Below are 23219 nucleotides of genomic sequence, written 5' to 3' on the forward strand. Positions count from 1 at the left end.
GATAGAAAGTTAATGGGTATCGCTTCGCTCCACCCATCCTACGAAGGTGGTTACGAAGTCGGCTCCCAGCCTCTCGGCGCCAGCTCGAACTTTTCAAACTCGAATCCCGGCGCGACCGTGCAGCCGACCAGCGTCCAGTCGCCGGTGCTTTCCGCGGCTTGCCACGCGCCCGGCGGCACGATGATCTGCGGCTGTTCGCCGCCCGCGACATCGGGGCCTAGCGTGATGCGGTGCTGCATACGGCCGTCTTGCGAAATCCGCAGCGTCAGCGGCGCGCCGGCATAATGATGCCAGACCTCGACGGCGTCGATGCGGTGCCAGTGCGAGCGCTCGCCGCGCGCCAGCAGGAAATAGATCGCGGTCGACGCGGCGCGTCCGCGGCAGTCGCTGTTCTGGTCGCGAAACGTCTCGCGATAATGCCCGCCCTCGGGATGCGGCGCGAGCGCGAGCCGCGCGATGATCTCGGCCGCCGAGTGCTTGGCCGTCACGACTTGTTCTTGCGCTCGCGCAATTCGCCGAACACCTGGGCCGGGTCGGCGCCCTTCATGTGCAGCTTGGCGGCGACCGCGGGCTCGTCGGCGCGCAGGAACACGTTGGCCTGCTTCTCCTCGCCGAGCAGCGTCGGCACGGTCGGCCTGTTCTCGGCGCGCAGCTTTGCGACCTCCGCGGCGCGGGCCTGCAGCGCCGCATTGTCGGGCTCGACCGTGAGCGCGAACTTGACGTTGGAGGCCGTGTATTCATGGCCGCAATAGAGCCGGAAATCGTCCGGCAGCGCGCGCAGCTTCAACAGCGAATCCCACATCATCGGATAGTTGCCCTCGAACACCCTGCCGCAGCCGATCGAGAACAGCGTGTCGGCGGCGAACACCGCCTTCTCGCCGTCGAACACGTAGGAGATATGGTCGAGCGTGTGGCCGGGCGTCTCGACGACGCGCGCCAGCAGGCTGCCGATCTTGATCACGTCAGCATTGGCGGCGCGCAGATCGACATTGGCGATCTTCGCCGATTTGTCGTGCGGCGCGACGACGCGGCAGCCGTATTTCTGCTTCAGCTCGGCGACGCCGCCGACATGGTCGCCATGGTGATGGGTGATCAGGATGTCGGTCAGCGTCCAGCCCTCGCGCTCCAGCGCCTTGATGATGGGGGCTGCCTCCGGCGCATCGATCGACGCCGTCGCCTTGGTTGCGGGATCGTGGATCAGGTAACCGAAATTGTCGGTCAGGCAGGTGAAGGTACGAATTTCGGCGGCCATGATATCTCCACGAATTGCAGCGGCGAGGAACACGCCAAATATGGGGATGAAATATGGCGTTAACGCTCCCGCGGCAACGCAAATTTCCGCGCGCCGCGGCTTGAGGCGGCATGGTAGATTGGGGCCATGGACGTCATCGACCTCCGGGATTTCTATTCGCAGCGCCTCGGCATCGTGGCGCGGCAGCTGATCAACCGCGGCATCCGCGAGCGCTGGCCCCATGCGGATGGCCAGCGGGTGCTCGGGCTCGGCTACCCGACGCCCTATCTCGGCCTGTTCCGCGAGACCTGCGAGCGCTGCATCGCCTTCATGCCGGCGGCCCAGGGCGTCCTGAAATGGCCGACCGGGCGGCCGGCGCTGGCGACCCTGATCGACGAGTTCTCGATGCCGCTGCAGGATGCCACGGTCGACCGCGTGCTGCTGGTGCATGCGCTGGAGATGTCCGACGATCCCGAGCGGCTGCTGCGCGAGGTGTGGCGGGTGCTGGCGCCGTCGGGGCGGCTGATCGCCATCATCCCGAACCGGCGCGGGGTGTGGACCCGCACCGACAACACGCCGTTCGGCCATGGCCGGCCGTATTCGCGCGCGCAGATCACCCAGCTGTTGCGGCAGACCTGGTTCACGCCGACGGCATGGGGCGAGGCGCTGTTCATGCCGCCGGTGCAAGGCAATTGGTTTCTGCGCTCGGCGATGGCGTGGGAGCGCGTCGGCGCCGCGCTGTCGATGCCGTTCGCCGGCGTGCATATCGTGGAAGCGAGCAAGCAGGTCTATCGCGCGATCCCCGCCCATCGCGAGCGCACGCGGCTGATCCCGTCGCTGCAGCCGGTGCTGGTGCCGTCATCGACCGGGGCACGCAGCTAAAGGGAAAGGGGCGTCGTGGACGATCTTGTTACCCTCCCCTGGAGGGGGAGGGCAATCGCATATGCCTTGCGCGAAATCTGGCACTGACGTTCCCACATCGTCATGGCCGGGCTCGTCCCGGCCATCCACGTCTTCCCCGCCCTAGAAACGAAGACGTGGATGCCCGGGACAAGCCCGGGCATGACGAGTTTGTGGCGAGGGCCAGGACCACACCAACTGCGCCGAGTTCGCTGCGTGATCCCCATATGCGATAGCCCTACCCTGGAGGGGGAGGGTCGTTACGCATGCAGCGAAGCGGAATGCGCAACGGGGTGGGGTGAAGGTCTCTCAACACGGGCACTGCCCGATGCGAGAGACCTTCACCCCACCCCGCCGCTCATTGCATTCGCGTCGACCCTCCCCCTCCAGGGGAGGGTGATTGCGCGTGCTGCTTACTCGTTGCCCGGATTGAAGTCCTCGCTCGGCGCGGGCGCGGCCATGTCGGCACGCGGGCCGTGCGGGCGGCGGCGCCGGCGCGGGAAGCGCTCGCCACGCTCGCTGCGTTCTGCACCGCCATTGCCTTCAAAGGCGCCGTTGACCTGCGGCTGCGCGCCGCCGGTGATGAAGGAGGGCAGGCGATCGACGCCGCCGGCATCGGCCAGCACCGGCTGCGGCTGATTCGCCGGTTGCGGCTGCGGCTGATATTGCGGCTGCGGACGATGCTCGCGCTCACGGTGCTCCCGCTCGCGATGCTCGCGCGGCTGCTGCTGCTCGCGCTGATACGGCGGCTGGCCGTTCTCGCGTGCGAACGGCTGCGGCACGAAGCCCGGCTCCTGGCCGAAGCTCGAATAGCCGTCGCCGTCGTCATCACTGTCGTCGGAGACCGCGACTTCTGCATCAGGACGCGGCTGCTGCTGGTTCTGCCGGAATTGCTCCTGGGCGGCCGCGATGACCCGGAAATAATGCTCGGCGTGCTGATAGTAATTCTCGGCCGCGACGGGATCGCCGGACGAGCGCGCATCGCGCGCCAGCTGAACGTATTTTTCGGCCACATGGGAGGCCGTGCCGCGGATCTTGATGTCGGGACCGTTCGATTCGTACACCCGAGTCAGGGGATTCTGGCCGCGCCGGTTATTGTTGTTATTGTTGTTGTTATTGTTATTCCGGTTACGCATCCGCTTGTTGTTCTGACCGTTTCTCATCTGTCGCCTTTTATTCCAGCCCTGAAGTTATTTGCCGTTCACTGCCTGGTTCGATTCGGGCACGCAACCGCGCGCACGGAATCGCAAGTACCGTTCGAATTGGCTACCGTTCGAATTGGCTTCGATGTCGCCGACCATCTCGTTCAGCAAAATCGCGTGCAACAAGGACGCGTTCCCCAACCGCCGGCGGCTCCGCCAGCGACCAAATCATTCCGCCCGTCGAAACAGGCTCAGTTCTCTCACGTAAGTCTTCAAGCGCAATAACAGGCTTTCGTTCGCTTGGCGGTCGCGAGCAGCACAGCTTCAGCTCTTGCGCTCAATATGACCTGCGGTCGTGGAACCTTTTGATCGGCGGGCTCTCTTGGAGAACCCTGGTCATCACCCGTAGGCTACGGGGCCAGCACCGATGTTGTGAGCGGAACGTAGTCGTTCCCGGGGGATATTCCAAGAGGTTTTTTTGCGTTCCAATAGGACTTTATCGGGGCAAAGGGCGGCCGGAAACCGCCCTTGGGATGCCCCCGAGATCGGCCCTGGGCGGTCCTGTTGGGGATAAGCCGGAAGCCGTCATCAAGGCTTCAACGTCGCCGTCCTGGCCCTGGCCGACCTCGACGACCAGCGCCCCATACGGCGCCAGAAGTGGCGCCGATTGCGCAATCAGCGCGCGGTAGGCGTCGAGCCCGTCGGCGCCGCCGTCGAGCGCAGCCGAAGGATCGTGGTCACGCACCTCGACCGTCAGGCCGGCAATGTCGGCGGAGCGGATATAGGGCGGATTCGACACGATGAGGTCGAAGGGGCCGGCCAGCCCCATCGCATAATCGCAGCGGACGAACGTGACGCGGTCGGCAAGGCCGAGCTGCTCGGCGTTCTCTCGCGCGGTTTGCAGCGCCTGCTCCGAAATGTCGGTGCCGAAGCCGACGGCGTGCGGCAGCTCCGAAAGCAGTGCGAGCAGGATCGCGCCGGTGCCGGTGCCGAGATCGGCGATCCGCAAGGCGCGCTCGGTCGCGCCACCGGCGCGGATCAGCTCGAGCGCGCGCTCGACCACGGTCTCGGTGTCCGGTCGTGGCACCAGCGTTGCCGCGGAGAGCTGTAGCGGCAGTCCCCAAAACTCCTTCATGCCGAGAATGCGCGCGACCGGCTCGCCCGCCATGCGGCGCTGCGCGAACGCTTCGAGGCGATCCGTCTCGGCGGGCGTGAGCGTGCGCGCCGTCGCGGTGATCATGCCGGTCAGGTCGAGGCCGAGTGCCGCGCCGACCAGCAGCCGTGCGTCGAGCTCGGCGGAGCCATTGCCATCGGCCCTCAGGCGCGCCGCAAGGGCGCGCCTGGCACGCTCGACGGTCTGGCTGCCACGCTCTGCGGGTTCGCTCATGGCGGGTTGTTAGCCGATGGCCGCCGCGGCGTCGATATCACTTGCACCGTATCCAGGCGGCGCGCACGGTGATGGCCGAACGTGTCGATCCGGAAGCCGCGACCATGACCGCCTATGACGACCAGAATGTCTTCGCGAAAATCCTGCGCGGCGAGATTCCGAGTTTCAAGGTCGATGAAACCGACCGGACTTTCGCTTTCCTCGACATCATGCCGCGGTCGCCGGGACACACGCTGGTGATTCCGAAGGCGCCGGCGCGCGGCATCCTCGATATTGCAGAGGACGATCTTGCCGCGGTGGCGCGGACAGCCAAGCGCATCGCGATCGCAGCGATAAAAGCCTTCGGTGCCGACGGCATCATCATCCAGCAGTTCAGCGAGCCCGCCAGCGGCCAGGTGGTGCTCCACCTGCACATGCATGTGATGCCGGTGAAGACCGGCGTCGCGCTGCTGCCGGCCCAGACCCACAAGCAGGACATGGATGTGCTCGCCGAGCACGCCCGGCGGATGGTCGCGGCCCTGGACGGCTGAGCCGTTGCAAGCGCAGCTCGCACGATTTCGGAATATTGGAATGATAACGCTGAGTTGCCCGACGTGTCAAGCGGCCGTGCTGAGCGTGTCGGTAGCACACGATATGTCCGGTTTACGTAGCACACGATCTGTCCGGTAATTCTCGTGCCCTTTGGAGGGGCATGTGATGCGCCGGACGGAAGCCCTTCAGGGTGTGCGCATGATCAAGTTTCTGGACATTTTGGGCCGGTACGAGGCTTTGGAGTTCAACCAGTTGGAAGCAGCGGAGCTTTTGGGTGTCGGTGAACGGACGTTTCGGCGGTGGTGTCAGCGCTACGAAGAGGACGGCGAGGCGGGGTTGCTGGATCGTCGGCTCGGCAAGGCTTCCGGCCGGCGGGTTCCGGTTGACTGTGCAGACGAGGTGGAAGCGCTTTATCGCACGCGCTACGCCGGCTTCACGGCGAAGCATTTTCACGAGCATCTGGTGAAGGATCATCGCTTCAATTGGAGCTACACCTGGACCAAGACCTTCCTGCAGTCGAAGGGGCTTCTGAAGAAGGCCCGCCGCCGCGGCGCACACCGACGCAAGCGTCCGCGCCGGCCGTTACCGGGGATGCTTCTGCATCAGGACGGATCGCGGCATCAATGGCTCGAAGGGCAGCCGATGTTCGATCTGATCGTGACCCTGGATGACGCGACGAGCGCAATCTATTCGGCGTTCCTCGTCGAGGAAGAAGGTACCGGCTCGACCTTCCGCGCGCTGGAGGAAGTGTTTGGCCGGCATGGCCTGCCATTGAGCCTCTACACCGATCGGGGCTCGCATTACTTTCAGACGGCGACGGCTGGCGGCGCGGTCGATCGCGTGGCGCTGACCCAGGTCGGCCGGGCGCTGGCACATCTGGGTGTCGAACATATCGCGGCTTATTCGCCGCAAGCGCGGGGCCGTTCCGAGCGTGTCTTTCAGACGCTGCAAGACCGGCTGACCAAGGAGCTGGCATTGGCCGGGATCGCCACGGTGGAGGCCGCCAATTTATTTATTCGCGAGGTCTACCTGCCGGCCCACAACGCCCGTTTTGCCATCAAGCCCGAGCAGGACGGCAGCGCTTTCGTCGCGATTGCGGGTATCGATCTCGGCGAGATTCTTTGCGTGCAGGAGGAGAGGCAGGTCGGCAACGACAATTGCGTGTCGTTCAACCGCTTGAAGTTGCAGATCCCGGAGAGTCCTTTGCGCGCGCATTTCGTCAAGGCGCGGGTCAAGGTCCGTCAGTACCACGACGGCACCCACGCCATCTTCCACGGCCCGCGTTGTCTCGGTCGCTATGACCGCAGCGGCGCGGCCGTGGACATACCGATTGCCGCTTAAATCCGCTCGGCGGCGAGCCTGTGGACGGCATGGACAAGTCTGCGACTTGCCCACCCCGCCCACACGAGAACAAAAGCAGACGAAGCGGACATTTGATGTGCTACCAAAACCGGCCAACTCAATTAGCTATCGACAGCGGCCGTGCTGAGCGTGGCCGTGTCGAGCGCCGGCAGCCGCCGGCTCCTTTGCATGGGGTTGTTTTTCGATATTTTGCCGGCGCGCCCCTGCACTCGCGGGAGCGCAGCGCCTTCGCGGTTGCCTCAAACCCCGAGATAGCGCTGCAGGACCTCGGGCTGCGCCTTGATCTCCTGCGCCGGCCCCTCGTGGACGATGTGGCCGTTGTTGATGATGTAGATGCGCTGGGCGAGCGCGAGCGTCGCCGCCAGGTTCTGCTCGACCAGCACGATGGTCTGTCCGGCCGCGGCGAGATCGCGGCAGGCCTTCATCAGGTCGCGCACGATCACCGGCGCCAGTCCCTCGAACGGCTCGTCGAGCAGGATGATCTTGGGATCGCGCACCAGGGCGCGCGCGATCGCCAGCATCTGCTGCTCGCCGCCGGAGAGGTCGGTGCCGCGATTGCCGCGGCGCTCCTTCAGGCGCGGGAACATCTCGTAGATGCGATCGAGCGGCCAGCGCTTTGAGGCGGTCAGCCCGGCGATGACGAGGTTCTCCTCGACGCTGAGGCTGCCGAAGATGCGACGCTCTTCATGCACCAGCTGCATGCCGGCCTGGGCGATCTTGTGGCTCTTCTTGCCTGCTATCTCGGCGCCGTCGAACATCACCGAGCCGGCGCGCGGCGTCACCACGCCCATCAGGCTCTTCAGCGTCGTGCTCTTGCCGGCGCCGTTGCGGCCGAGCAACGCGACCACCTCGTTGCGCTCCACGCGCAGCGAGACGTCGAACAGGATGTGGGAATCCCCGTAATAGCTGTTCAGTCCGTTGACCTCGAGCAGGCTCATGCGGCGAGGTCTCCATGCACGCCGCCGAGATAGGCTTCCTGGACGGTCGCGTTGTTCTTGATCTCGTCGGGCGTGCCTTCGACCAGCACGCGGCCTTCCTGCAGCACGGTGACGCGTTCGGCGAGCTCGAACAGTGCGTCCATGTCGTGGTCGATGATGATCATGGTGCGGCCCCGGCTGATCGACTTCAACAGCTTCACGGTCTCGACGCGCTCGCGCGGGCTCATGCCGGCCAAGGGTTCGTCGAGCAGTAGCAGGCTCGGCGAGGTCGCCAGCGCCAGTCCGATCTCCAGGCGCCGCTTCTCGCCATAGGCGAGCTCGGCGACCGGCGTGTCCGGCCGCGCGGCGAGGTTGACCAGTTCGAGCGTGTGCTGCACGCGCTCGGACAGGCCGGGAATGCCGTCGATGCTGCGGAACAGGTCGAGCCGGAATTTTCCGCGCAACCCGGACAGCGCCGCGATCACCAGGTTCTCGCGCACGGTCAGGCCGGCGAACAGCTGGTTGACCTGGTAGCTCTTGGTCAGGCCGAGCTGGCAGACGTCGGTGACGCTCATCCCGGTGATGTCGCGGCCGGCGAAGGTGATGGTGCCCGAGGTCGGAGCGACCTCGCAGGTCAGCATCTTGAAGAAGGTCGATTTGCCGGCGCCGTTCGGACCGATGATGCCACGCAGCTCGCCATGATTGACCGTGAAGTCGATGTTGCTGTTGGCGAGCAGGCCGCCATAGCGCTTGGTCAGGCCCCTGGCCTGCAGGATCGGGCCGGACGGGTTGTTGTCGGGACGCGGATCGGCCGGCATCGGTGCCGCGGCGATCTCCTGCGCGAGATCGACCTTCGCGGCGCGTTGCTCGTCCTCGGCCGTCGCGCCGGACTGCGCGGCGTCCTGCTCCGGCGCCCTGGCGCGGTGCTGGCCGCTCAGGAGCCCGTAGAGGTCGACGAGGCCGCCGATGATGCCGCGGCGCAGGAAGCACACCAGCAGCACGAACACGACGCCGAGCACGAGCTTCCAGGCCGCGCCGAGCCCGAGCGCCGCCTGCAGGAAGTCCTGCAGCGACAGCCAGACCGCGGCGCCGACCAGCGGTCCGAACAGCGTGCCGCGGCCGCCGATCGCGGTCTGCATCACGAGTTGCCCGGAGGTGTCGAAGGTGAAGGCGTCGGGGGGCATGAACGCCTGCAGCACGCCGAGCAGCCCGCCGGCGAATCCGGCATAGGCGGCGGCGATCACGAAGGCGGTCAGCTTGTAGCCGTGGATGTTGTGGCCGACCGCGGTCGCCCGCAGCGGATTGTCCCGGATCGCGTTGAAGATGGCGCCGACCGGCGAGCGCACGATGCGCAGCGCGACGACGACTCCGATGAAATAGCACAGCGCGAGGAACTGGTAGAGCGACCAGCCGGTGGTGAAATGCAGCGTGGTGAAGCCGAGATTGAAGCTCGGGGTCGGGACACCCGGCAGCCCGTTCTCGCCGCCGGTGAAGTCCGACAGCGGATTGAACTCGACGAAGAAGAACACCTCGGCGATCGCGACCGTGATCATCGCGAAGTAGATGCCGGTGCGACGCAGCGCGATCAGGCCGATCAGGTAGCCCGTGGCAGCGGCGGCGATCATGCCGATGATCAGCGCCAGCACGACATTCGGAAAGCCGGCGCGGGTCAACAGCCAGGCCGCGACGAAGCCGCCGGTGCCGTAGAACGCCGACTGGCCGAACGACAACAGTCCGGTGAAGCCGAACAGGATGTCGAAGCCGAGGCCGAACAGGCCCCAGACCAGGATTCGGTTGACCGTGTTGGGCGCGAAGCCGAGCCATGGCAGCACGAAGGGGGCGGCGATCAGGCCGACTGCCGTCAGGGTCTCGATCAGGAATGGGCGCTGTTTCAGCATTGCAAATCCGTCATTCGCGGCCCTGCGTGCCGAGCAGGCCGTGCGGTCTGAGCACGAGCACGAGCGTCATCGCCGCGAACAGCATGACGTAGGCGTAACCGGGGTTGAACATCGAGGTGACGCTGATGATCTCGCCGGCGATCAGGCCGCCGAGGATGGCGCCGGGAAACGAGCCGACGCCGCCGATCACCACCACCACGAAGGTCTCGACCAGGATGTCGTCACCGACGCCGGGCGTCAGCGACACCACCGGCGCATTGACGATGCCGGCGAAGCCCGCGGCCATCGCGCCGATGCCGAACACGATCATGAAGACGCGGTAGACGTTGATGCCGAGCGAATCGACCATCACCGAATCCTCGATGCCGGCGCGCACGATCATGCCGAGCCGGGTACGGTACAGCACGATGAACAGTGCGCCGAGCGCGACCGCGACGATGCCGACCACCGCGAGCCGATAGGTCGGGTAGAACAGGAAGCCGAGCGAGGTGATGCCCTGCAACATCGCCGGTGGCGGCACGAGCTGCGACTGGCTGGTGAAGATCAGCCGCACGATCTCGACGAAGCAGATGCCGAGGCCGAAGGTGACCAGCAACTGGTCCTCATGCGGACGGTGGTAGAAGTGGCGGATGATGAGGCGCTCCATCGCGATGCCGAGCAGCATCACGAACAGCGATCCCGCGATCACAGCGACGATGAAGGAGCCGGTGTAGCTGTAGGCCACGTAGCCGGCGTAGCCGCCGATCATGAACATGGCGCCGTGGGCGAGGTTGAGCACCCCGAGCGTGCCGTAGATGATCGTCAGTCCGGAACTGATCAGCGCCAGCAGCGCGCCGAGCGCCAGGCCGTTGAACAGTTGCGAGACGAAATTAGGCCAGTTGATCATTGCGACAGCTCACATGTCCGCTCGATGAAAGTCGTCGCGCGCAGTCTGACACAAAACGACGCCGCGGAACGGGTTGTCCCGCCCACGGCGCCGAGTTTCCCACGTCTGATCAGGTGTAGTCGCCGAGTTGGCAGCCGAATGCGTCGGGCTTCTGCATCAGTCCGTCGCCGGGGACGATTTCGACGATGTCGTAATAGTCCTCCTTGTTCTTCATGTCCTTTTCCATCTTGCCCTTGACGATGATGACAGGGCGGACGCACTGATGGTCCTCGGGGCGATAGTGGACGTCGCCGACCAGCGAGGGGATGGTCTCGCCCTTCTCATAGGCCTTGATGACGTCGGGCGGATAGAAGCTGCCGGCCGCCTCGACCATGCGGGCCCAGTGAGCGAAGCTGACATAGGCGTTCTCGGCGCCCCATTCCGGCTGGTAGCCGAACTTCTTGTTGAAGGCTTCGTTGAACATCTTGGCGAGCGGATACTTGTCCTCGATCGTCCACCAATAGTCGGTCGCGGCGTAGACGCCCTGCATCAGGCCGCCGGTCTCGCGGGCGATGAACGGCACCTGGTAGGGCACGACCAGCTTCATCTTGTCGAGCACGCCGAACTGCTTGGCCTGCTGGGTCGACAGCACCGCGTCGTGGCCCCAGTTGACGTTGATCAGGACGTCGGCGCCGGAGTTCGCGACGTTGAGCAGATAGGACGAGTAGTCGGGCGCGCCGAGCGGCGAGACCTGGTTGGTGACCGTCGTCCAGCCCGCCTGGGCCAGGAAGTCCTGCATCGATTTGGTGACGGTGTGGCCGTAAGTGTAGTCCGGCGTCAGATAAGCGGCCTTCTTGTTCTTGCCGAACTCCTTGATCATCACGGGCGCGATCGCGGCCGCGGCGGTCTGGCCGAACAGGTTCTGGCGGAAGCCGTAGCGCACGCAGTCCTTGCCGGTGGTGTCGTTGGAGCCGGAAATGCCGCAGACGAAGATTACCTTCTCGCGTTGCGCCAGCTTGTTGAGCGCGACCGCAACCGCGCTCGACGTGCCGCCGGTGATCATCACGGCCTTGTTCTCGCTGATGAAGCGCTGCTGCGCCTGCACCGCCTCGTTGGGCTTGGCCGCGGAATCCGCGACGCCGAACTTCAATTCCTTGCCGAGCACGCCCTTGGTGGTCTTCGGCGATATCTTCTTGATCAGGTCGTGCCCACTGTTGATGTGCTCGATCGCGAGCTGGTAGCCCTTGAGCTCGTCCTCGCCCTGCACCGCATAGGTGCCGGTGCGCGGCACCGAGATGCCGATGAAGACCGATGAGCCCGACGAGCCGGCGGGATAGGTCCCGATCGCCGGTTTGTCCTCGGCAAAGGCCGGCGAGACCGCGGCCGGCAGCACCGAGCTGCCGATCAGGCCGGCGCTGGCCTGCAGCAGGGTGCGACGCGAAACGTTCAGTGCGCTGCCCGGCCGAAACTCCTTGGTGCTCATCGCTCGGTATCCTCCAAATGATCGATTATTGGCGCACATGAACAGACCTCGGCGGATCGGGGCGATCGGCCGCAAGGTGCGCCGGCTGCGCTGCGGCAACCTGTCGCCGCTACAATTCCCCAGCGGCACATTTAGTCAATGTCACTTTCGTCGAATCATGTCGGCCTACGATACGATTAATATCGGTCAACGATATTTCGACGCATTGCCGCGCGGACGCACGTTCGATAGTTAATGGCGATGATCCGGGAAGGCGCGACACGGGAGGACGGTCCTGACGGAGGCGTGGCGGCAGGAGACGCCGCCGCGCAGCCTTGTGCCTTGAGCGGCCGTGCGATGAACGTGCTGAAGGAGCTGGCGGCGGAGCTGCTCGACGAGGTGCCGCCGAAGACCGGCTGGACGCCGCCGGACGAACTGCTGCGCCGGCTGACCGCGCAGCACCTTGCGACCGCGCGCAATTGCGGCCAGCGAACCGGGCGCGAGATCGTCGATTGGGCGCAGTCGCGCGGCGTCACGATCCCCTCGCCGTATCACGCCGGCAAATCGCTGTCGGAAGTCTGGGGCAGCCTGATCGAGCGCGCGTCGGCCGGCCGCCTCACCAAGAGCGAGATCACCGAGGCGCTGGAGAAGTCGATCCGCCGCCGCAGCCCGCGGATCCCGGTGGCCTTCCAGATCGTCCTCCTGAAAATCCTGAGCTCGGGCTACGATCAATTGCCCCCGACGTGAGGGTGTCCGGCCGGTCCGCTGCGACACTCTGCGCGTTGAAAACGAGCGGGCGGTGGTATCCCGGGGTGGTTTGCGCCACCGCTGCTTGGTAACCTTGCCAACCGGCGGATCGGCCTAGGGACGCGTGCATGCCACGACCAAAGCAGCGACGGATGACGGCCGGGACCGCGAAGCGCGGTGGTGCGGCCGACACGGTCGACTATGCGACGCTGGCGCGATTTCGCTACCGGTTGCGGGCGTTTCTCGCCTTCAGCGAGCAGGGGGCGCGGCAGGCCGGACTGACGCCGCAGCAGCATCAGGCGATGCTCGGCATCAAGGGATTCGTCAGTCCGGGACCTGCGACCGTCGGCGACGTCGCGCGGTTTCTCTTGATCCGGCATCACTCCGCCGTCGAGCTGGTCAACCGCATGGTGAAGCTCGGGCTGATCAGCCGGGTCGCCGATCCCGAGGACGGAAGGCGGGTTCAGCTCAGGCTGACGCAAAAGGGCGAGCGGAAGCTGCAGGCGCTGTCGCGGAAGAACATCGAGGAGTTGCGCCGCGCCGCGAGCCCGGCGCTGCGCCGAGCGCTGAAGGCATCCCCGCAGCCCAGCGAGCACTGAGTCACGCGCCGCTATGCCGCAGCGCCCTGTGCGGCGAGTTGTGCGGCCTGGTGCTCGGTGGTCAGCGCATCGATCAATTCGCCGAGCGCTTCGCCCGCGATCACCTGCGGCAACTTGTAGAGCGTCAGATTGATGCGGTGGTCGGTGACGCGGCCTTGCGGAAAGTTGTAGGTGCGGATGCGCTCCGAGCGGTCGCCGGAGCCGACCTTCTCCTTGCGGTCGGCGGAGCGTGCCGCATCGACGCGCTGGCGTTCGGCGTCGTAGATGCGCGAGCGCAGGATGTTCATCGCGGATGCGCGATTCTTGTGCTGCGAGCGGCTGTCCTGCATCATCACCACGATGCCGGTCGGGATGTGCGTGATGCGGATCGCCGATTCGGTCTTGTTGACGTGCTGGCCGCCGGCGCCGCCCGCGCGCATCGTCTCGATCCGCAGGTCTGTGTCCTTGATGTCGACGTCGACATCCTCGACTTCCGGCAGCACGGCGACCGTGGCGGCCGAGGTATGGATGCGGCCCTGTGTCTCGGTATCGGGCACGCGCTGCACGCGGTGCACGCCGGACTCGAATTTCAGCTTAGCGAAGGCGCCGCGGCCCTGCACCTCGGCGATGATTTCCTTGTAACCGCCGACGGTGCCTTCGCTCGCCGAGATCACCTCGACCTTCCAGCCCTGCAAGCTGGCGAAGCGCTCATACATCCGAAACAAATCGCCGGCGAACAGCGAGGCCTCGTCGCCGCCGGTGCCGGCGCGGATTTCCAGCACCACGTTGCGGTCGTCCATGGCGTCCTTCGGCAACAGCGCGACGCGGATCTTCTGCTCGAGCTCGCCGATGCGCGCCTGCAGCGTCTCCAGCTCGGCCTCCGCCATGCCGCGCATCTCGGGATCGTCGGCCGAGTCCGCCAGCAACGTCTTGGCGCCGGCGAGCTCGGTGAGCGCCGAACGATAGGCCTTCACCGCATCGATCAGTGGATTGAGCTCGGCGAGCTCGCGGGTGATCGCGACATAGCGGTCGGAATTGACCCGGCCCAGCAGCTCGGCCTCGAGCGAGGCGTGGTGGGCGAGCAGGATATCGAGCTTGGCTTCGGGAAGCATGGGAAAATCTCAGAATTGCGCATGACAGAAGAGCGGCAGCAGGCGACGCGAGCCTCGCTACAAGGCCAGCCCTTCGGTCTCGGCAAATTTCGTCAGCGCCTCGCGGATCGAGACGCTGCCGGACGGAGCTTCCAGCAGCGGATTGATCATCGCCTCGGCCTTCTTGGCGTCGAGGTCGAGGATCATCGCTTTCACCGGGCCATGCGCGGTCGCGGACAGCGACAAAGATCGATAGCCGAGCGCGATCAGCGCCAGCGCGCCGATCGGCTTCGAAGCCATCTCGCCGCACAGCGAGGCGACCTTTTTCGCCGACTTGGCCTTGCGCACGATGTCGTGCAGCGCGCGCAGGATCGGCGCCGACAGGATGTCGAAGCGCTCCGACACCTTGGCATTGCCGCGGTCGACCGCGAACAGAAACTGGAACAGATCGTTGGAGCCGACCGAGACGAAGTCGACCTTCTTCAGGAGCTCGTCGAGCTGGTAGAGCAGGGCCGGCACCTCGACCATGGTGCCGACATCGATGCGCTCGGGCAGCGAATGGCCGTGCTGGCGCAGGTAGGTCAGCTCGCGCTCGACGATCGCCTTGGCCTGGTCGAACTCGGCGATGTCGGAGATCATCGGGAACATGATCTTCAGCGCGCGGCCGCCGCCGGCGCGCAGCAGCGCGCGGATCTGGCCGCGCAGCAGGCCCGGACGGTCGAGGCCGAGCCGGATCGCGCGCCAGCCGAGCGCGGGGTTTTCCTCGACCACAGTCTCCATGTAGGGCAGCGCCTTGTCGCCGCCGATGTCGAGCGTGCGGAAGGTGACGGGCTTGGTGCCCGCGGCGTCGAGCACGGTGCGGTAGAGCTGCAGCTGATCGGTCGAGCGCGGCAGGTTCGGGCTCACCATGAACTGCAGCTCGGTGCGGAACAGGCCGATGCCGGCGCTGCCGGTGTCGTCGATGTGCGGCAGGTCGATGGTCAGGCCGGCATTGATCAAAAGCTCGATCGGCTGGCCGTCCTTGGTGACGCAGGGCTTGTCGCGCAGCGCCGAATATTGCGCCTGCCGCCGGGCGCGGAAACGGACGCGCTCGGCATAGGCGGATTCGATCTCGGTCGAAGGCCGGACATAGATCTCGCCCGAAATGCCGTCGACGATGATGGCGTCGCCGGGATCGGCAATGCCGGGCGCGTTCGGCACCTCGCCGACCGCGGGAATGCCGAGCGCACGCGCCACGATCGAGACGTGGGAATTGGCGGTGCCTTCCTCCAGCACCAGGCCGCGCAGCCGCTTGCGGTCGTAGTCGAGCAGCGCCGCCGGGCCCATGGCGCGGGCGATCAGGATGGCGTTGTCGGGCAATTGTTCACGCGACGGCGCATGATCCTGGCCGACCAGCTGCCGCATCAGGCGATGGCCGAGATCCTCGAGATCGTGCAGCCGGTCGCGCAGATAGGGATCGGTCGAGCGCAGCATGCGCGCGCGGGTGTCGGACTGCACGCGTTCGACCGCGGCCTCCGCAGTGAGGCCGGTGGCGACCGCTTCATGCAGCTTGTGCGACCAGCCCTGGTCGTTGGCGAACATGCGGTAGGCTTCCAGCACCTCGCGGTGCTCGCCGCCCTCGGCGACGTCACCGCGTTCCAGCATGCGGTCGAGGTCGGCGCGCAGATTGGCCAGCGCTGCGTCGAGCCGCTTGACCTCCTTCGGCAGGTCCTCGGCGATGTAGTTGGTGATGACGACGCGCGGCTCGTGCAGCACGACATGGCCGAGCGCGATGCCGTCGGAGAGCACCGCGCCGGTCCGGTGCATCGCGTGTCGCGCCGCGGGCTCCGCGCCGGGCTGCGCCAGCGCGGCGAGCTCGCCGGAGGCGATCATCTCCGCCACCACCATCGCGGTGGTCTGCAGCGCCTCGACCTCCTCCTCGACATAGGTGCGCTTGGCGCGGTTCTGCACCACAAGCACGCCGAGCGTGTTGCCGGCGCGCAGGATCGGCACGCCGAGGAACGAGTGGTAGGCCTCTTCGCCGGTCTCCGGCCGATAGGAGAAGGCGGGATGGCTTTGCGCGTCGGACAGGTTCAGCGGATTGGCGTCGCTGGCGACGAGGCCGACCAGGCCCTCATGCGCGCTCAGCACGGTGCGGTGCACGGCGTCGCGGTTGAGGCCTTCGGTGGCGTAGAGCTCGAGCGTGTTGTCGACGCGCAGCACATAGGTCGAGCAGACCTCGGCCACCATGTTGGCCGCGATCAGCACCACGATCTTGTCGAGCCGCTCCTGGGCGGAGACCTGCTCCGCCATGGTTTCGCGGAGTCGTCTCAACAGGATGCGGGGGCCTCCCGACGCGCTCCGCATATGCTCCAGTCCCTCCCCCGTCAGGCCAGCGCACGGGGTTGCCGGCCGCTGGCGCAAAACGCACTAAACCAAACAATTTTAATCATTCGGCGTTGCTGCAAGCGCCAGTTCCCGCCGAATCGGGATCGCCAAAACTGTGGCACAGTTTGCGGCAGCCCACCTGACTGGCCGTATAGCCAATCGAGGCTTGCTTTGCCAAGCAAAACGCCTGCCAGTAGCAAATAACGTCTGCGTCAGCCCAATGCTGCGCCCGCTAAGAGAAATTCTAACTCTGGGTGCGGGGGCTGGAGGAGATGGTCTCTAACCTCGTTATTCCGGGGCGTGCCGCTTGGCGCGAGCCCGGAATCCATTTCACCGCAGAAATCGTGGCCCGATGGATTCCGGGCTCTCGCTTCGCGAGCCCCGGAATGACGGGGAGGGATTTACCGGCCGGCCAGCGCCCTACGCCTGATCGAGCCCGTACAGCGTATGCAGCGTGCGCACCGCGAGTTCGGTGTAGGCGGCGTCGATCAGGACCGAGAACTTGATCTCGGACGTCGTGATGGCGCGGATGTTGATGTTGCGCTCGGACAGCGCCTTGAAGGCCTTGGCCGCGACGCCGGCATGGCTGCGCATGCCGCTGCCGATCACCGAGACCTTGGCGACGTCGGTCGCGGTGTCGAGCCTGGCGTAGCCGATTTTGGCCTTGGCGGAGGTAATCGTATCCTTGGCGCGGTTATAGTCGGTGGCCGGAACGGTGAAGGTCAGGTCGGTGGTTTTGCCGTCCTCGGACACGTTCTGCACGATCATGTCGACGTTGATGTTGGCATCCGCCAGCGGCCCGAAGATCGAGGCGGCGACGCCCGGCTTGTCCTCGATCTGGCGCACCGAGATCTGGGCTTCGTCCTTGGAGAAGGCGATGCCGGTGACGACGTGGCTTTCCATGATTTCCTCCTCGCTGCAGATCAGCGTGCCCGACGGCTGGTTGGCGTAGGGGTCGATATCCTCAGGCTTGTCGAAGCTGGAGCGGACGAAGATCGGCATGTTGTGCACCATGCCGAGTTCCACCGAGCGGACCTGCAGCACCTTGGCGCCCTGCGAGGCCAGCTCCAGCATGTCCTCGAACGCGATTCTGTCGAGCCGGCGGGCTTTCGGCACCACGCGGGGATCGGTGGTGTAGACGCCGTCGACGTCGGTATAGATGTCGCAGCGGTCGGCGCGCAAAGCGGCCGCGATCGCCACCGCCGAGGTGTCGGAGCCGCCGCGGCCGAGCGTGGTGATGCGGCCGTTCTCGGGATTGATGCCCTGGAAGCCGGCGATCACGGCGACTTCCTTGCGGTCCTTGAAGCGGGTCAGGATCTCGCTGCCGTCGATCTCGAGGATGCGCGCCGAGGCGTGGGCATCCGAGGTCTTGATCGGGATCTGCCAGCCCTGCCAGGAGCGTGCCTGGATGCCGAGGCCTTGCAGGGTGATCGCAAGCAGGCCGGAGGTGACCTGTTCGCCGGAAGCGACCACCGCGTCATATTCGCGCGCGTCGTGCATCGGCGACGCCTCGGTGCACCAGGCGACCAGCTCGTTGGTCTTGCCGGACATCGCCGAGACCACGACGGCGACCTCATGGCCGGCGTCGACCTCGCGCTTCACATGCTGCGCGACGTTGCGGATGCGATCGATATTGGCGACGGACGTACCGCCGAATTTCATCACGAGGCGGCCCATGACGACGCGTCTGTTCCTTTAAGAGGATAAGTAGGTTAACCCACGCCGAAAACCGCAAGCGCGGGGACCGAAACGCGCGTATACATAGCGCCGTGCCCGGGGGCAAGACGGTTGCTTGTGGTCTTTTGGGGTGTTTTGGGCGCGTTTTTACCGGTTGTGGCGGGCTGTGGCGCAGCGGCGACTCGAAGGCGGATTGGATGGGGCGTTACATCGACGAAATCCTGCAGCCGGGCGAGAAGGTGCTGTACTCGACCAATGCGCACTGGATCTTCTATTGGCAGGCGATCGCGGCCTGGGTCGTGGCGCTGGCGCTTCTGATCGCCTCCCGGCTGACGACGGTCGACGGGCTCGTGCTGGCGTGCTTCGCAGCGGCCGCGGTGGTGGCGCTTGCGGCGCTGTTCTGGACCATCAAGGCCTGGTTCCATCGCCTTACCACCGAGACGGACGTCACCAACCTGCGCGTCGTCCACAAGACCGGTTTCATCACCCGCAAGACGTTCGAGATGAGCCTCGACAAGGTCGAGAGCGTTGATGTCTACCAGAGCATCCCGGGCCGCATCCTGAACTACGGCGATGTGACCATCCTGGGCGTCGGCGAGGGCAAGCAAAGAATCACAACCATCGCCTCGCCCTTGGCGTTCCGCAGTGCGATCACCGCGCGATAGGGGCGCGCGTAACCATGGCCATGCAATCAACCGTTTCCTCATCATCCGCCAGCTCGGTCGATCCGGCCGAGGTCGCGAAATTCTCAAAGCTGTCGGCGGAATGGTGGGATCCGCGCGGCAAGATGGCGCCACTGCACAAGATCAATCCGTTGCGCCTGACCTATATCCGCGACGCCGCCTGCCGCAAGTTCGAGCGCAATGCCAAGAGTCTGAGCTGCCTGTCCGGCCTGCGCGTGCTCGACATCGGCTGCGGCGCCGGGCTGCTGTGCGAACCGCTCAACAGGCTCGGCGCCCAGGTGATCGGGATCGATCCCGCCGCCAGCAACATCGCCGCGGCGAAGCTGCACGCCGACAAGAGCCATCTGTCGATCGACTACCGCTGCACCACGCTGGAGGAGATGGATCCGCGCGAGCGCTTCGACATCGTGCTGGCGATGGAGGTGGTGGAGCATGTCACGGACGTCGGTGCCTTCCTCAAACGCTGCGCGGCGATGCTCAAGCCCGGCGGGCTGATGGTGGTCTCGACGCTCAATCGCAACTGGAAGAGCTTCGCGCTCGCCATCGTCGGCGCCGAATACGTGCTGCGCTGGCTGCCGCGCGGCACCCACGAGTGGGGCAAGTTCGTCACGCCTTCGGAGCTCGAACGCTACCTCGCCGACCTCAACCTCACCATCACCGAACAGGCCGGCGTGGTCTACAACCCGCTCGCCGACAAATGGACGATCTCGTCCGACATGGACGTGAACTACATGGTGGTGGCGGAGGGGGTGTGAGGCTGGCGAAGCAATCTCCACAAGGCGATGTCGTCCCTGCGAAAGCAGGGACCCATAACCACCGGCCCTCATTGTTGGGCGAGATCGCGTTCCGGGCATGTACTACGTCTACATACTCGCGAGTCGGCGCAATGGTACGCTGTATATCGGCGTGACAAATTCCATCCAGAATCGGCTTGAGCTGCACAAGATTGGCAAGGGCTCGTTATTCGTCAAAAAATACGGCGTCTACCGCCTCGTTCACGTGGAATCGTATCAACGCGCCGAAGAAGCCATCACGCGCGAAAAGCAGCTCAAGAAATGGAAGCGTGACTGGAAGATCGAGCTCATCGAGCGCGACAATCCGGAATGGCGGGATCTCAGCGATCTGCTTGTCTGAGCGGTATGCCCTGAACGTCTCCCTGTGGTTATGGGTCCCTGCTTTCGCAGGGACGACAGTGAATTTTTGGCGCCCGCGCAATCTAGTCATGCACCGCTTCGGTTGACCGCATTGCGCGCGCCCGGCACGCTCCGCACATGCTCACCATCGCCTCGCTCTGGATTCCCTTCACCATCGTCGCTGCGTTGGGGCAGGTGGCGCGCAATGCGATGCAGCGCCAATTGACCGGGCCGCTCGGGACCTGGGGTGCGACCAATATCCGGTTCCTGTTCGGCCTGCCGTTCTCGATCCTGTTCTTCGCACTCGCCGTGATCATCACCGGCGATCGCGTACCGTGGCCTTCGACGGCGTTCTGGCCGTGGCTGCTCGCCGGCGCACTGAGCCAGATCGTCGGCACCGGCTTCATGCTGCTGGCGATGAACGACCGCTCCTTCGTGGTGACCACGGCCTATATGAAGACCGAGGCGATCCAGACCGCGATCTTCGGCTTCTTTTTCCTCGGCGACCACCTCACGTCGGCGAAGGTGATCGCGATCGTGATCGCGACGATCGGCGTCATCGTCACCGCGCTACGGGGTGGCGGGCAGAGGAGCTTTGCCGATTGGCGCCCGACCGTGCTCGGCCTCGGTGCGGCTGCGGTGTTCGCGATCTCGGCGGTAAGCTTTCGCGGCGCGATCATCGCGGTGCCGGGCGCCTCCTTCGCGACGGCAGCCTCCTACACGCTGGTGTGGAGCCTGTTCGTCCAGACGCTGATCCTCTCGGTCTATCTGTTGCTGCGCGCGCCCGACGTGCTGCGCAAGATCCTCGGCCTGTGGCGCCCGTCGATGTTCGCGGGCTTCATGGGCGCGTTCTCCTCGCAATTCTGGTTCCTGGCGTTCGCGCTGACGGCGGCCGCCAATGTGCGCACGCTGGCGCTGATCGAGGTGCTGTTCGCGCAAGGCGTGGCGTATTTCTCGCTCAAGCAGCCGTTCTCGCTGCGCGAGCTCGCAGGCATTGTCCTGATCGTGATCGGCGTGGCGCTGCTGATCGCAGCTTAACCCTTGGCCGCGATCAGCACCGCTCCGGCGGAGATCAGCGCGATCCCGATCCAGCCATAGGTCGAGGGGCGTTCGCCCAGGAAGATCACGCCGAACAGCGCCACCAGCACCACGCTCAGTTTGTCGATGGGCGCGACCAGCGTCGCCGGGCCGAGCTTCAGCGCGCGAAAATAGCAGAGCCAGGACGCGCCGGTACCGAGCCCGGACAACAGCAGGAACAGCCAGCTTTTTCCGGAGATCGGTCCGGACTGCGCAAACTGCCCGGTGGCGAACAGGATCGCCGACAGCGTGATCAGGACGATCACGGTGCGGATCAGGGTCGCAAGATCGGAATTGATGCCCTCGACGCCGACCTTGGCGAAGATCGCGGTCAGCGCCGCGAAGATGGCGGAGAGGAACGCCCAGACCTGCCAGGAAGAGAAAGTTTCGGGAGGCATGCTACGCCCTCTCGTCATTCCGGGGCTCGCCTCTTGGCGAGTGCCCGGAATCCATTGGGCCGTGCAGTCTGTGTCGGAACGGATTACGGGCTTGCGCTGCGCGGGCCACGGAATGACAAAAGGAGATCAATTGCGGTCTTCCGGCAGCGTCGGCAGCGGCGATACTTCGACGCCTTCGTCGACCAGCGCGCGTGCTTCCTCCGGCGAGGCCTCGCCGTAGATCGGCCGATGCTCGATGTCGCCGTAATGCATCTTGCGCGCCTCGTTGGGGAAGCGGTCGCCGACATTGTCGGCGTTCTTGACGATGTGGTCGCGCAGCTCTTTCAGCTTGGCGCGCAGCTCGCGCTCCTGTGCCATCATCAGCGAGGTCGGCTCGCCGGCCGTGGCTTCCGCCGGCACGGCCGGCGTTGCCTCGGCGGGCACCGATTGCGCCGCTGCGCGGCTCTTCTTTTTGCTGCTGATGATCTGCGGCGCCATGATCGCGCGCTCGACCTCGGCCGAGCCGCAGGATGGGCAAGCGATCAGATGACGCCGCTCCTGCTGCTCATAGGCCGACGAGCTCTGGAACCAGCTCTCGAACTGATGGCCCTGCTCGCAGCGCAGGGTGTAGCGGATCATGCCTGACCCCGGACCAGATGCAGATGCTCCGGGCCGGCCTTGGGGTCGGCGATGCCGAAGCGGCGTCCGTGCTGCAGCGAGGGGACGGTTTTTCGCGCGGTCTCGACCTTGCCGGGATCGATCTCGGCCAGGATCACGCCGGGCTCGACACCGCCTTCGGCGAGGATCTCGCCCCAGGGGGAAATGATCAGTGAATGCCCGAACGTCTCGCGCTTGTTCTCGTGCAGGCCGGCCTGGGCTGCGGCGAACACGAAGCAGCCGGTCTCGATGGCGCGGGCGCGCAGCAGCGTGTGCCAGTGCGCCTCGCCGGTCTTGCGGGTGAAGGCCGAGGGCACCGTGAGGAAGGCGGCGCCGGCCTCGGCCAGCGCGCGGTACAGCGCCGGGAAGCGCACGTCGTAGCAGATCGTCAGCCCGATCCGGCCCCAGGGCAGGTCAGAGATCACGGCGGTCTCGCCGGGCTGGTAGTTGGCCGATTCGCGATAGCTCTCGCCGCCGGGCAGATCGATGTCGAACATGTGGATCTTGTCGTAGCTCGCGAGCAGGTTGCCCTCGGGCCCGATCAGGAAAGAGCGGTTGACCGCCTTCTCGGGCGAGTAGCGCAGCGCCAGCGACCCGATATGCAGATGGATCTTCAATTCGGCGGCGAGCGCGCGGTAGGCTTTCAGCGACTTGTCGTCCTCTTCGCTCGCCAGGTGCTCGAACAGCGCCTTGCGGTTCAGCTGCATCATGTTGCTGACTTCGGGCGTCTGCACATATTGCGCGCCCTGGGCTGCCGCCTCGCGGATCAGCCGCGTGCCCTGCTCCAGGCTCGGCTCGGGCAATAGCGAGGTGCGCATCTGCACCATCGCGGCGGTAAAGGTGGTGTTGTCGGCCATCAGGCGCCGCCTCCGTTGGCGAGCAGACCATCGAGCTTGCCGTCGCGGTCGAGCGCATAGAGCTCGTTGCAGCCGCCGACATGGGTCTTGCCGATGAAGATCTGCGGAAAGGTCGAGCCGGCGCCGGCGCGATTGTACATCTCGTCGCGGTAGGCCGGGTTGCTGGCGACGCTGAGTTCGGTGAATTCGGCGTTCTTGCGCGTCAGCAACGATTTGGCCGCGGTACAATAACCGCAGCCCGGGCGGGTGTAGATTTCAATGGCAGCGGTCATGGTGCGCT

General features: G+C 65.4%; 24 protein-coding genes. 9 read left to right on the top strand and 15 right to left on the bottom strand.

The features are described 5' to 3' along the window. Window positions 1-50: 50 nt before the first annotated feature. Together IC762_RS02985 and gloB are read right to left on the bottom strand one after the other, a co-directional pair. Entirely contained in the window at window positions 51-488 is a 438-nt protein-coding gene (locus IC762_RS02985; RefSeq protein WP_195787173.1) for a cupin domain-containing protein, read from the bottom strand. After that, entirely contained in the window at window positions 485-1252 is a 768-nt protein-coding gene (gloB, locus tag IC762_RS02990; RefSeq protein ID WP_195787174.1) for a hydroxyacylglutathione hydrolase, read from the bottom strand. The genes IC762_RS02985 and gloB overlap by 4 nt, the downstream gene beginning before the upstream one ends. 126 nt (window positions 1253-1378) lie before the next feature. Here gloB and IC762_RS02995 point away from each other — a divergent pair, with 126 nt between their 5' ends. Then, a complete protein-coding gene (locus IC762_RS02995; RefSeq protein WP_195787175.1) occupies window positions 1379-2113 on the top strand; it encodes a class I SAM-dependent methyltransferase in 735 nt (244 codons plus the stop codon). 431 nt (window positions 2114-2544) lie between these two features. Here IC762_RS02995 and IC762_RS03000 read toward each other — a convergent pair whose 3' ends face one another. Together IC762_RS03000 and prmC are read right to left on the bottom strand one after the other, a co-directional pair. Further along, window positions 2545-3294, bottom strand: a complete 750-nt coding sequence (locus tag IC762_RS03000; RefSeq protein WP_195787176.1) for a DUF4167 domain-containing protein — start codon at window positions 3292-3294, stop codon at window positions 2545-2547. A gap of 475 nt (window positions 3295-3769) precedes the next feature. Continuing rightward, window positions 3770-4660 carry a peptide chain release factor N(5)-glutamine methyltransferase gene (gene prmC, locus IC762_RS03005; protein WP_195787177.1) on the bottom strand — a complete coding sequence of 297 codons (891 nt, stop codon included), beginning with the start codon at window positions 4658-4660 and terminating at the stop codon, window positions 3770-3772. A gap of 104 nt (window positions 4661-4764) precedes the next feature. Here prmC and IC762_RS03010 point away from each other — a divergent pair, with 104 nt between their 5' ends. Beyond that, window positions 4765-5190: an HIT family protein gene (locus IC762_RS03010; RefSeq protein ID WP_195789971.1), complete on the top strand. Its 426-nt coding sequence runs from the start codon at window positions 4765-4767 to the stop codon at window positions 5188-5190. Window positions 5191-5389: 199 nt separating this feature from the next. Next, window positions 5390-6532 (top strand): ISNCY family transposase, encoded by a 1143-nt coding sequence (locus IC762_RS03015; protein ID WP_210338412.1) that lies wholly within the window; start codon window positions 5390-5392, stop codon window positions 6530-6532. 260 nt (window positions 6533-6792) lie between these two features. On the opposite strand, the gene IC762_RS03020 is transcribed toward IC762_RS03015, so the two are convergent. The 4 genes from IC762_RS03020 to IC762_RS03035 form a co-directional block, all read right to left on the bottom strand. Then, window positions 6793-7491, bottom strand: coding sequence for an ABC transporter ATP-binding protein (locus IC762_RS03020; protein WP_195787179.1), 699 nt, complete (start codon window positions 7489-7491; stop codon window positions 6793-6795). Beyond that, complete coding sequence (locus tag IC762_RS03025; protein ID WP_195787180.1) at window positions 7488-9368, bottom strand: branched-chain amino acid ABC transporter ATP-binding protein/permease; 1881 nt, start codon at window positions 9366-9368, stop codon at window positions 7488-7490. The genes IC762_RS03020 and IC762_RS03025 overlap by 4 nt, the downstream gene beginning before the upstream one ends. Before the next feature lie 10 nt (window positions 9369-9378). Further along, on the bottom strand, window positions 9379-10254 hold the full coding sequence (locus tag IC762_RS03030) for a branched-chain amino acid ABC transporter permease (protein ID WP_195787181.1): 876 nt from the start codon (window positions 10252-10254) through the stop codon (window positions 9379-9381). A gap of 109 nt (window positions 10255-10363) precedes the next feature. Then, a complete protein-coding gene (locus IC762_RS03035) occupies window positions 10364-11716 on the bottom strand; it encodes a substrate-binding protein (protein ID WP_195787182.1) in 1353 nt (450 codons plus the stop codon). A 336-nt stretch (window positions 11717-12052) separates the two neighbouring features. Here IC762_RS03035 and IC762_RS03040 point away from each other — a divergent pair, with 336 nt between their 5' ends. Both IC762_RS03040 and IC762_RS03045 read left to right on the top strand, forming a co-directional pair. Next, window positions 12053-12442, top strand: coding sequence for a hypothetical protein (locus tag IC762_RS03040; RefSeq protein WP_246801405.1), 390 nt, complete (start codon window positions 12053-12055; stop codon window positions 12440-12442). Window positions 12443-12570: 128 nt separating this feature from the next. After that, window positions 12571-13041 carry a MarR family winged helix-turn-helix transcriptional regulator gene (locus IC762_RS03045; RefSeq protein ID WP_195787183.1) on the top strand — a complete coding sequence of 157 codons (471 nt, stop codon included), beginning with the start codon at window positions 12571-12573 and terminating at the stop codon, window positions 13039-13041. An 11-nt stretch (window positions 13042-13052) separates the two neighbouring features. Here the strand turns inward: IC762_RS03045 and prfA are convergent, their stop codons facing one another. The 3 genes from prfA to IC762_RS03060 all read right to left on the bottom strand — a co-directional run bounded on the left by prfA (window position 13053) and on the right by IC762_RS03060 (window position 18155). Then, window positions 13053-14132 (bottom strand): peptide chain release factor 1, encoded by a 1080-nt coding sequence (gene prfA, locus IC762_RS03050; RefSeq protein WP_195787184.1) that lies wholly within the window; start codon window positions 14130-14132, stop codon window positions 13053-13055. A 57-nt stretch (window positions 14133-14189) separates the two neighbouring features. Next, on the bottom strand, window positions 14190-16457 hold the full coding sequence (gene ptsP, locus IC762_RS03055) for a phosphoenolpyruvate--protein phosphotransferase (RefSeq protein ID WP_195787185.1): 2268 nt from the start codon (window positions 16455-16457) through the stop codon (window positions 14190-14192). A gap of 441 nt (window positions 16458-16898) precedes the next feature. Next, on the bottom strand, window positions 16899-18155 hold the full coding sequence (locus tag IC762_RS03060; protein WP_195787186.1) for an aspartate kinase: 1257 nt from the start codon (window positions 18153-18155) through the stop codon (window positions 16899-16901). A 197-nt stretch (window positions 18156-18352) separates the two neighbouring features. Between IC762_RS03060 and IC762_RS03065 the strand changes: the two genes are divergently transcribed. From IC762_RS03065 to IC762_RS03080, 4 genes are all read left to right on the top strand, one after another. After that, window positions 18353-18820 (top strand): PH domain-containing protein, encoded by a 468-nt coding sequence (locus IC762_RS03065; RefSeq protein ID WP_195787187.1) that lies wholly within the window; start codon window positions 18353-18355, stop codon window positions 18818-18820. A 14-nt stretch (window positions 18821-18834) separates the two neighbouring features. Further along, window positions 18835-19593 (top strand): bifunctional 2-polyprenyl-6-hydroxyphenol methylase/3-demethylubiquinol 3-O-methyltransferase UbiG, encoded by a 759-nt coding sequence (ubiG, locus tag IC762_RS03070; protein ID WP_195787188.1) that lies wholly within the window; start codon window positions 18835-18837, stop codon window positions 19591-19593. Between the two features lie 97 nt (window positions 19594-19690). After that, on the top strand, window positions 19691-19972 hold the full coding sequence (locus IC762_RS03075; protein WP_195787189.1) for a GIY-YIG nuclease family protein: 282 nt from the start codon (window positions 19691-19693) through the stop codon (window positions 19970-19972). Window positions 19973-20109: 137 nt separating this feature from the next. Continuing rightward, window positions 20110-21009: a DMT family transporter gene (locus tag IC762_RS03080; RefSeq protein ID WP_195787190.1), complete on the top strand. Its 900-nt coding sequence runs from the start codon at window positions 20110-20112 to the stop codon at window positions 21007-21009. Here the strand turns inward: IC762_RS03080 and IC762_RS03085 are convergent. From IC762_RS03085 to grxC, 4 genes are all read right to left on the bottom strand, one after another. Beyond that, window positions 21006-21446, bottom strand: a complete 441-nt coding sequence (locus tag IC762_RS03085; RefSeq protein WP_195787191.1) for an EamA family transporter — start codon at window positions 21444-21446, stop codon at window positions 21006-21008. The genes IC762_RS03080 and IC762_RS03085 overlap by 4 nt on opposite strands. 126 nt (window positions 21447-21572) lie before the next feature. Next, complete coding sequence (locus tag IC762_RS03090) at window positions 21573-22064, bottom strand: DUF1178 family protein (protein ID WP_195787192.1); 492 nt, start codon at window positions 22062-22064, stop codon at window positions 21573-21575. Further along, window positions 22061-22939 (bottom strand): carbon-nitrogen hydrolase family protein, encoded by an 879-nt coding sequence (locus IC762_RS03095; protein WP_195787193.1) that lies wholly within the window; start codon window positions 22937-22939, stop codon window positions 22061-22063. The genes IC762_RS03090 and IC762_RS03095 overlap by 4 nt, the downstream gene beginning before the upstream one ends. After that, window positions 22939-23211, bottom strand: coding sequence for a glutaredoxin 3 (grxC, locus tag IC762_RS03100; RefSeq protein WP_195787194.1), 273 nt, complete (start codon window positions 23209-23211; stop codon window positions 22939-22941). The genes IC762_RS03095 and grxC overlap by 1 nt, the downstream gene beginning before the upstream one ends. Window positions 23212-23219: the final 8 nt, after the last annotated feature.

This window comes from Bradyrhizobium genosp. L (assembly GCF_015624485.1).
GTDB lineage: Bacteria > Pseudomonadota > Alphaproteobacteria > Rhizobiales > Xanthobacteraceae > Bradyrhizobium.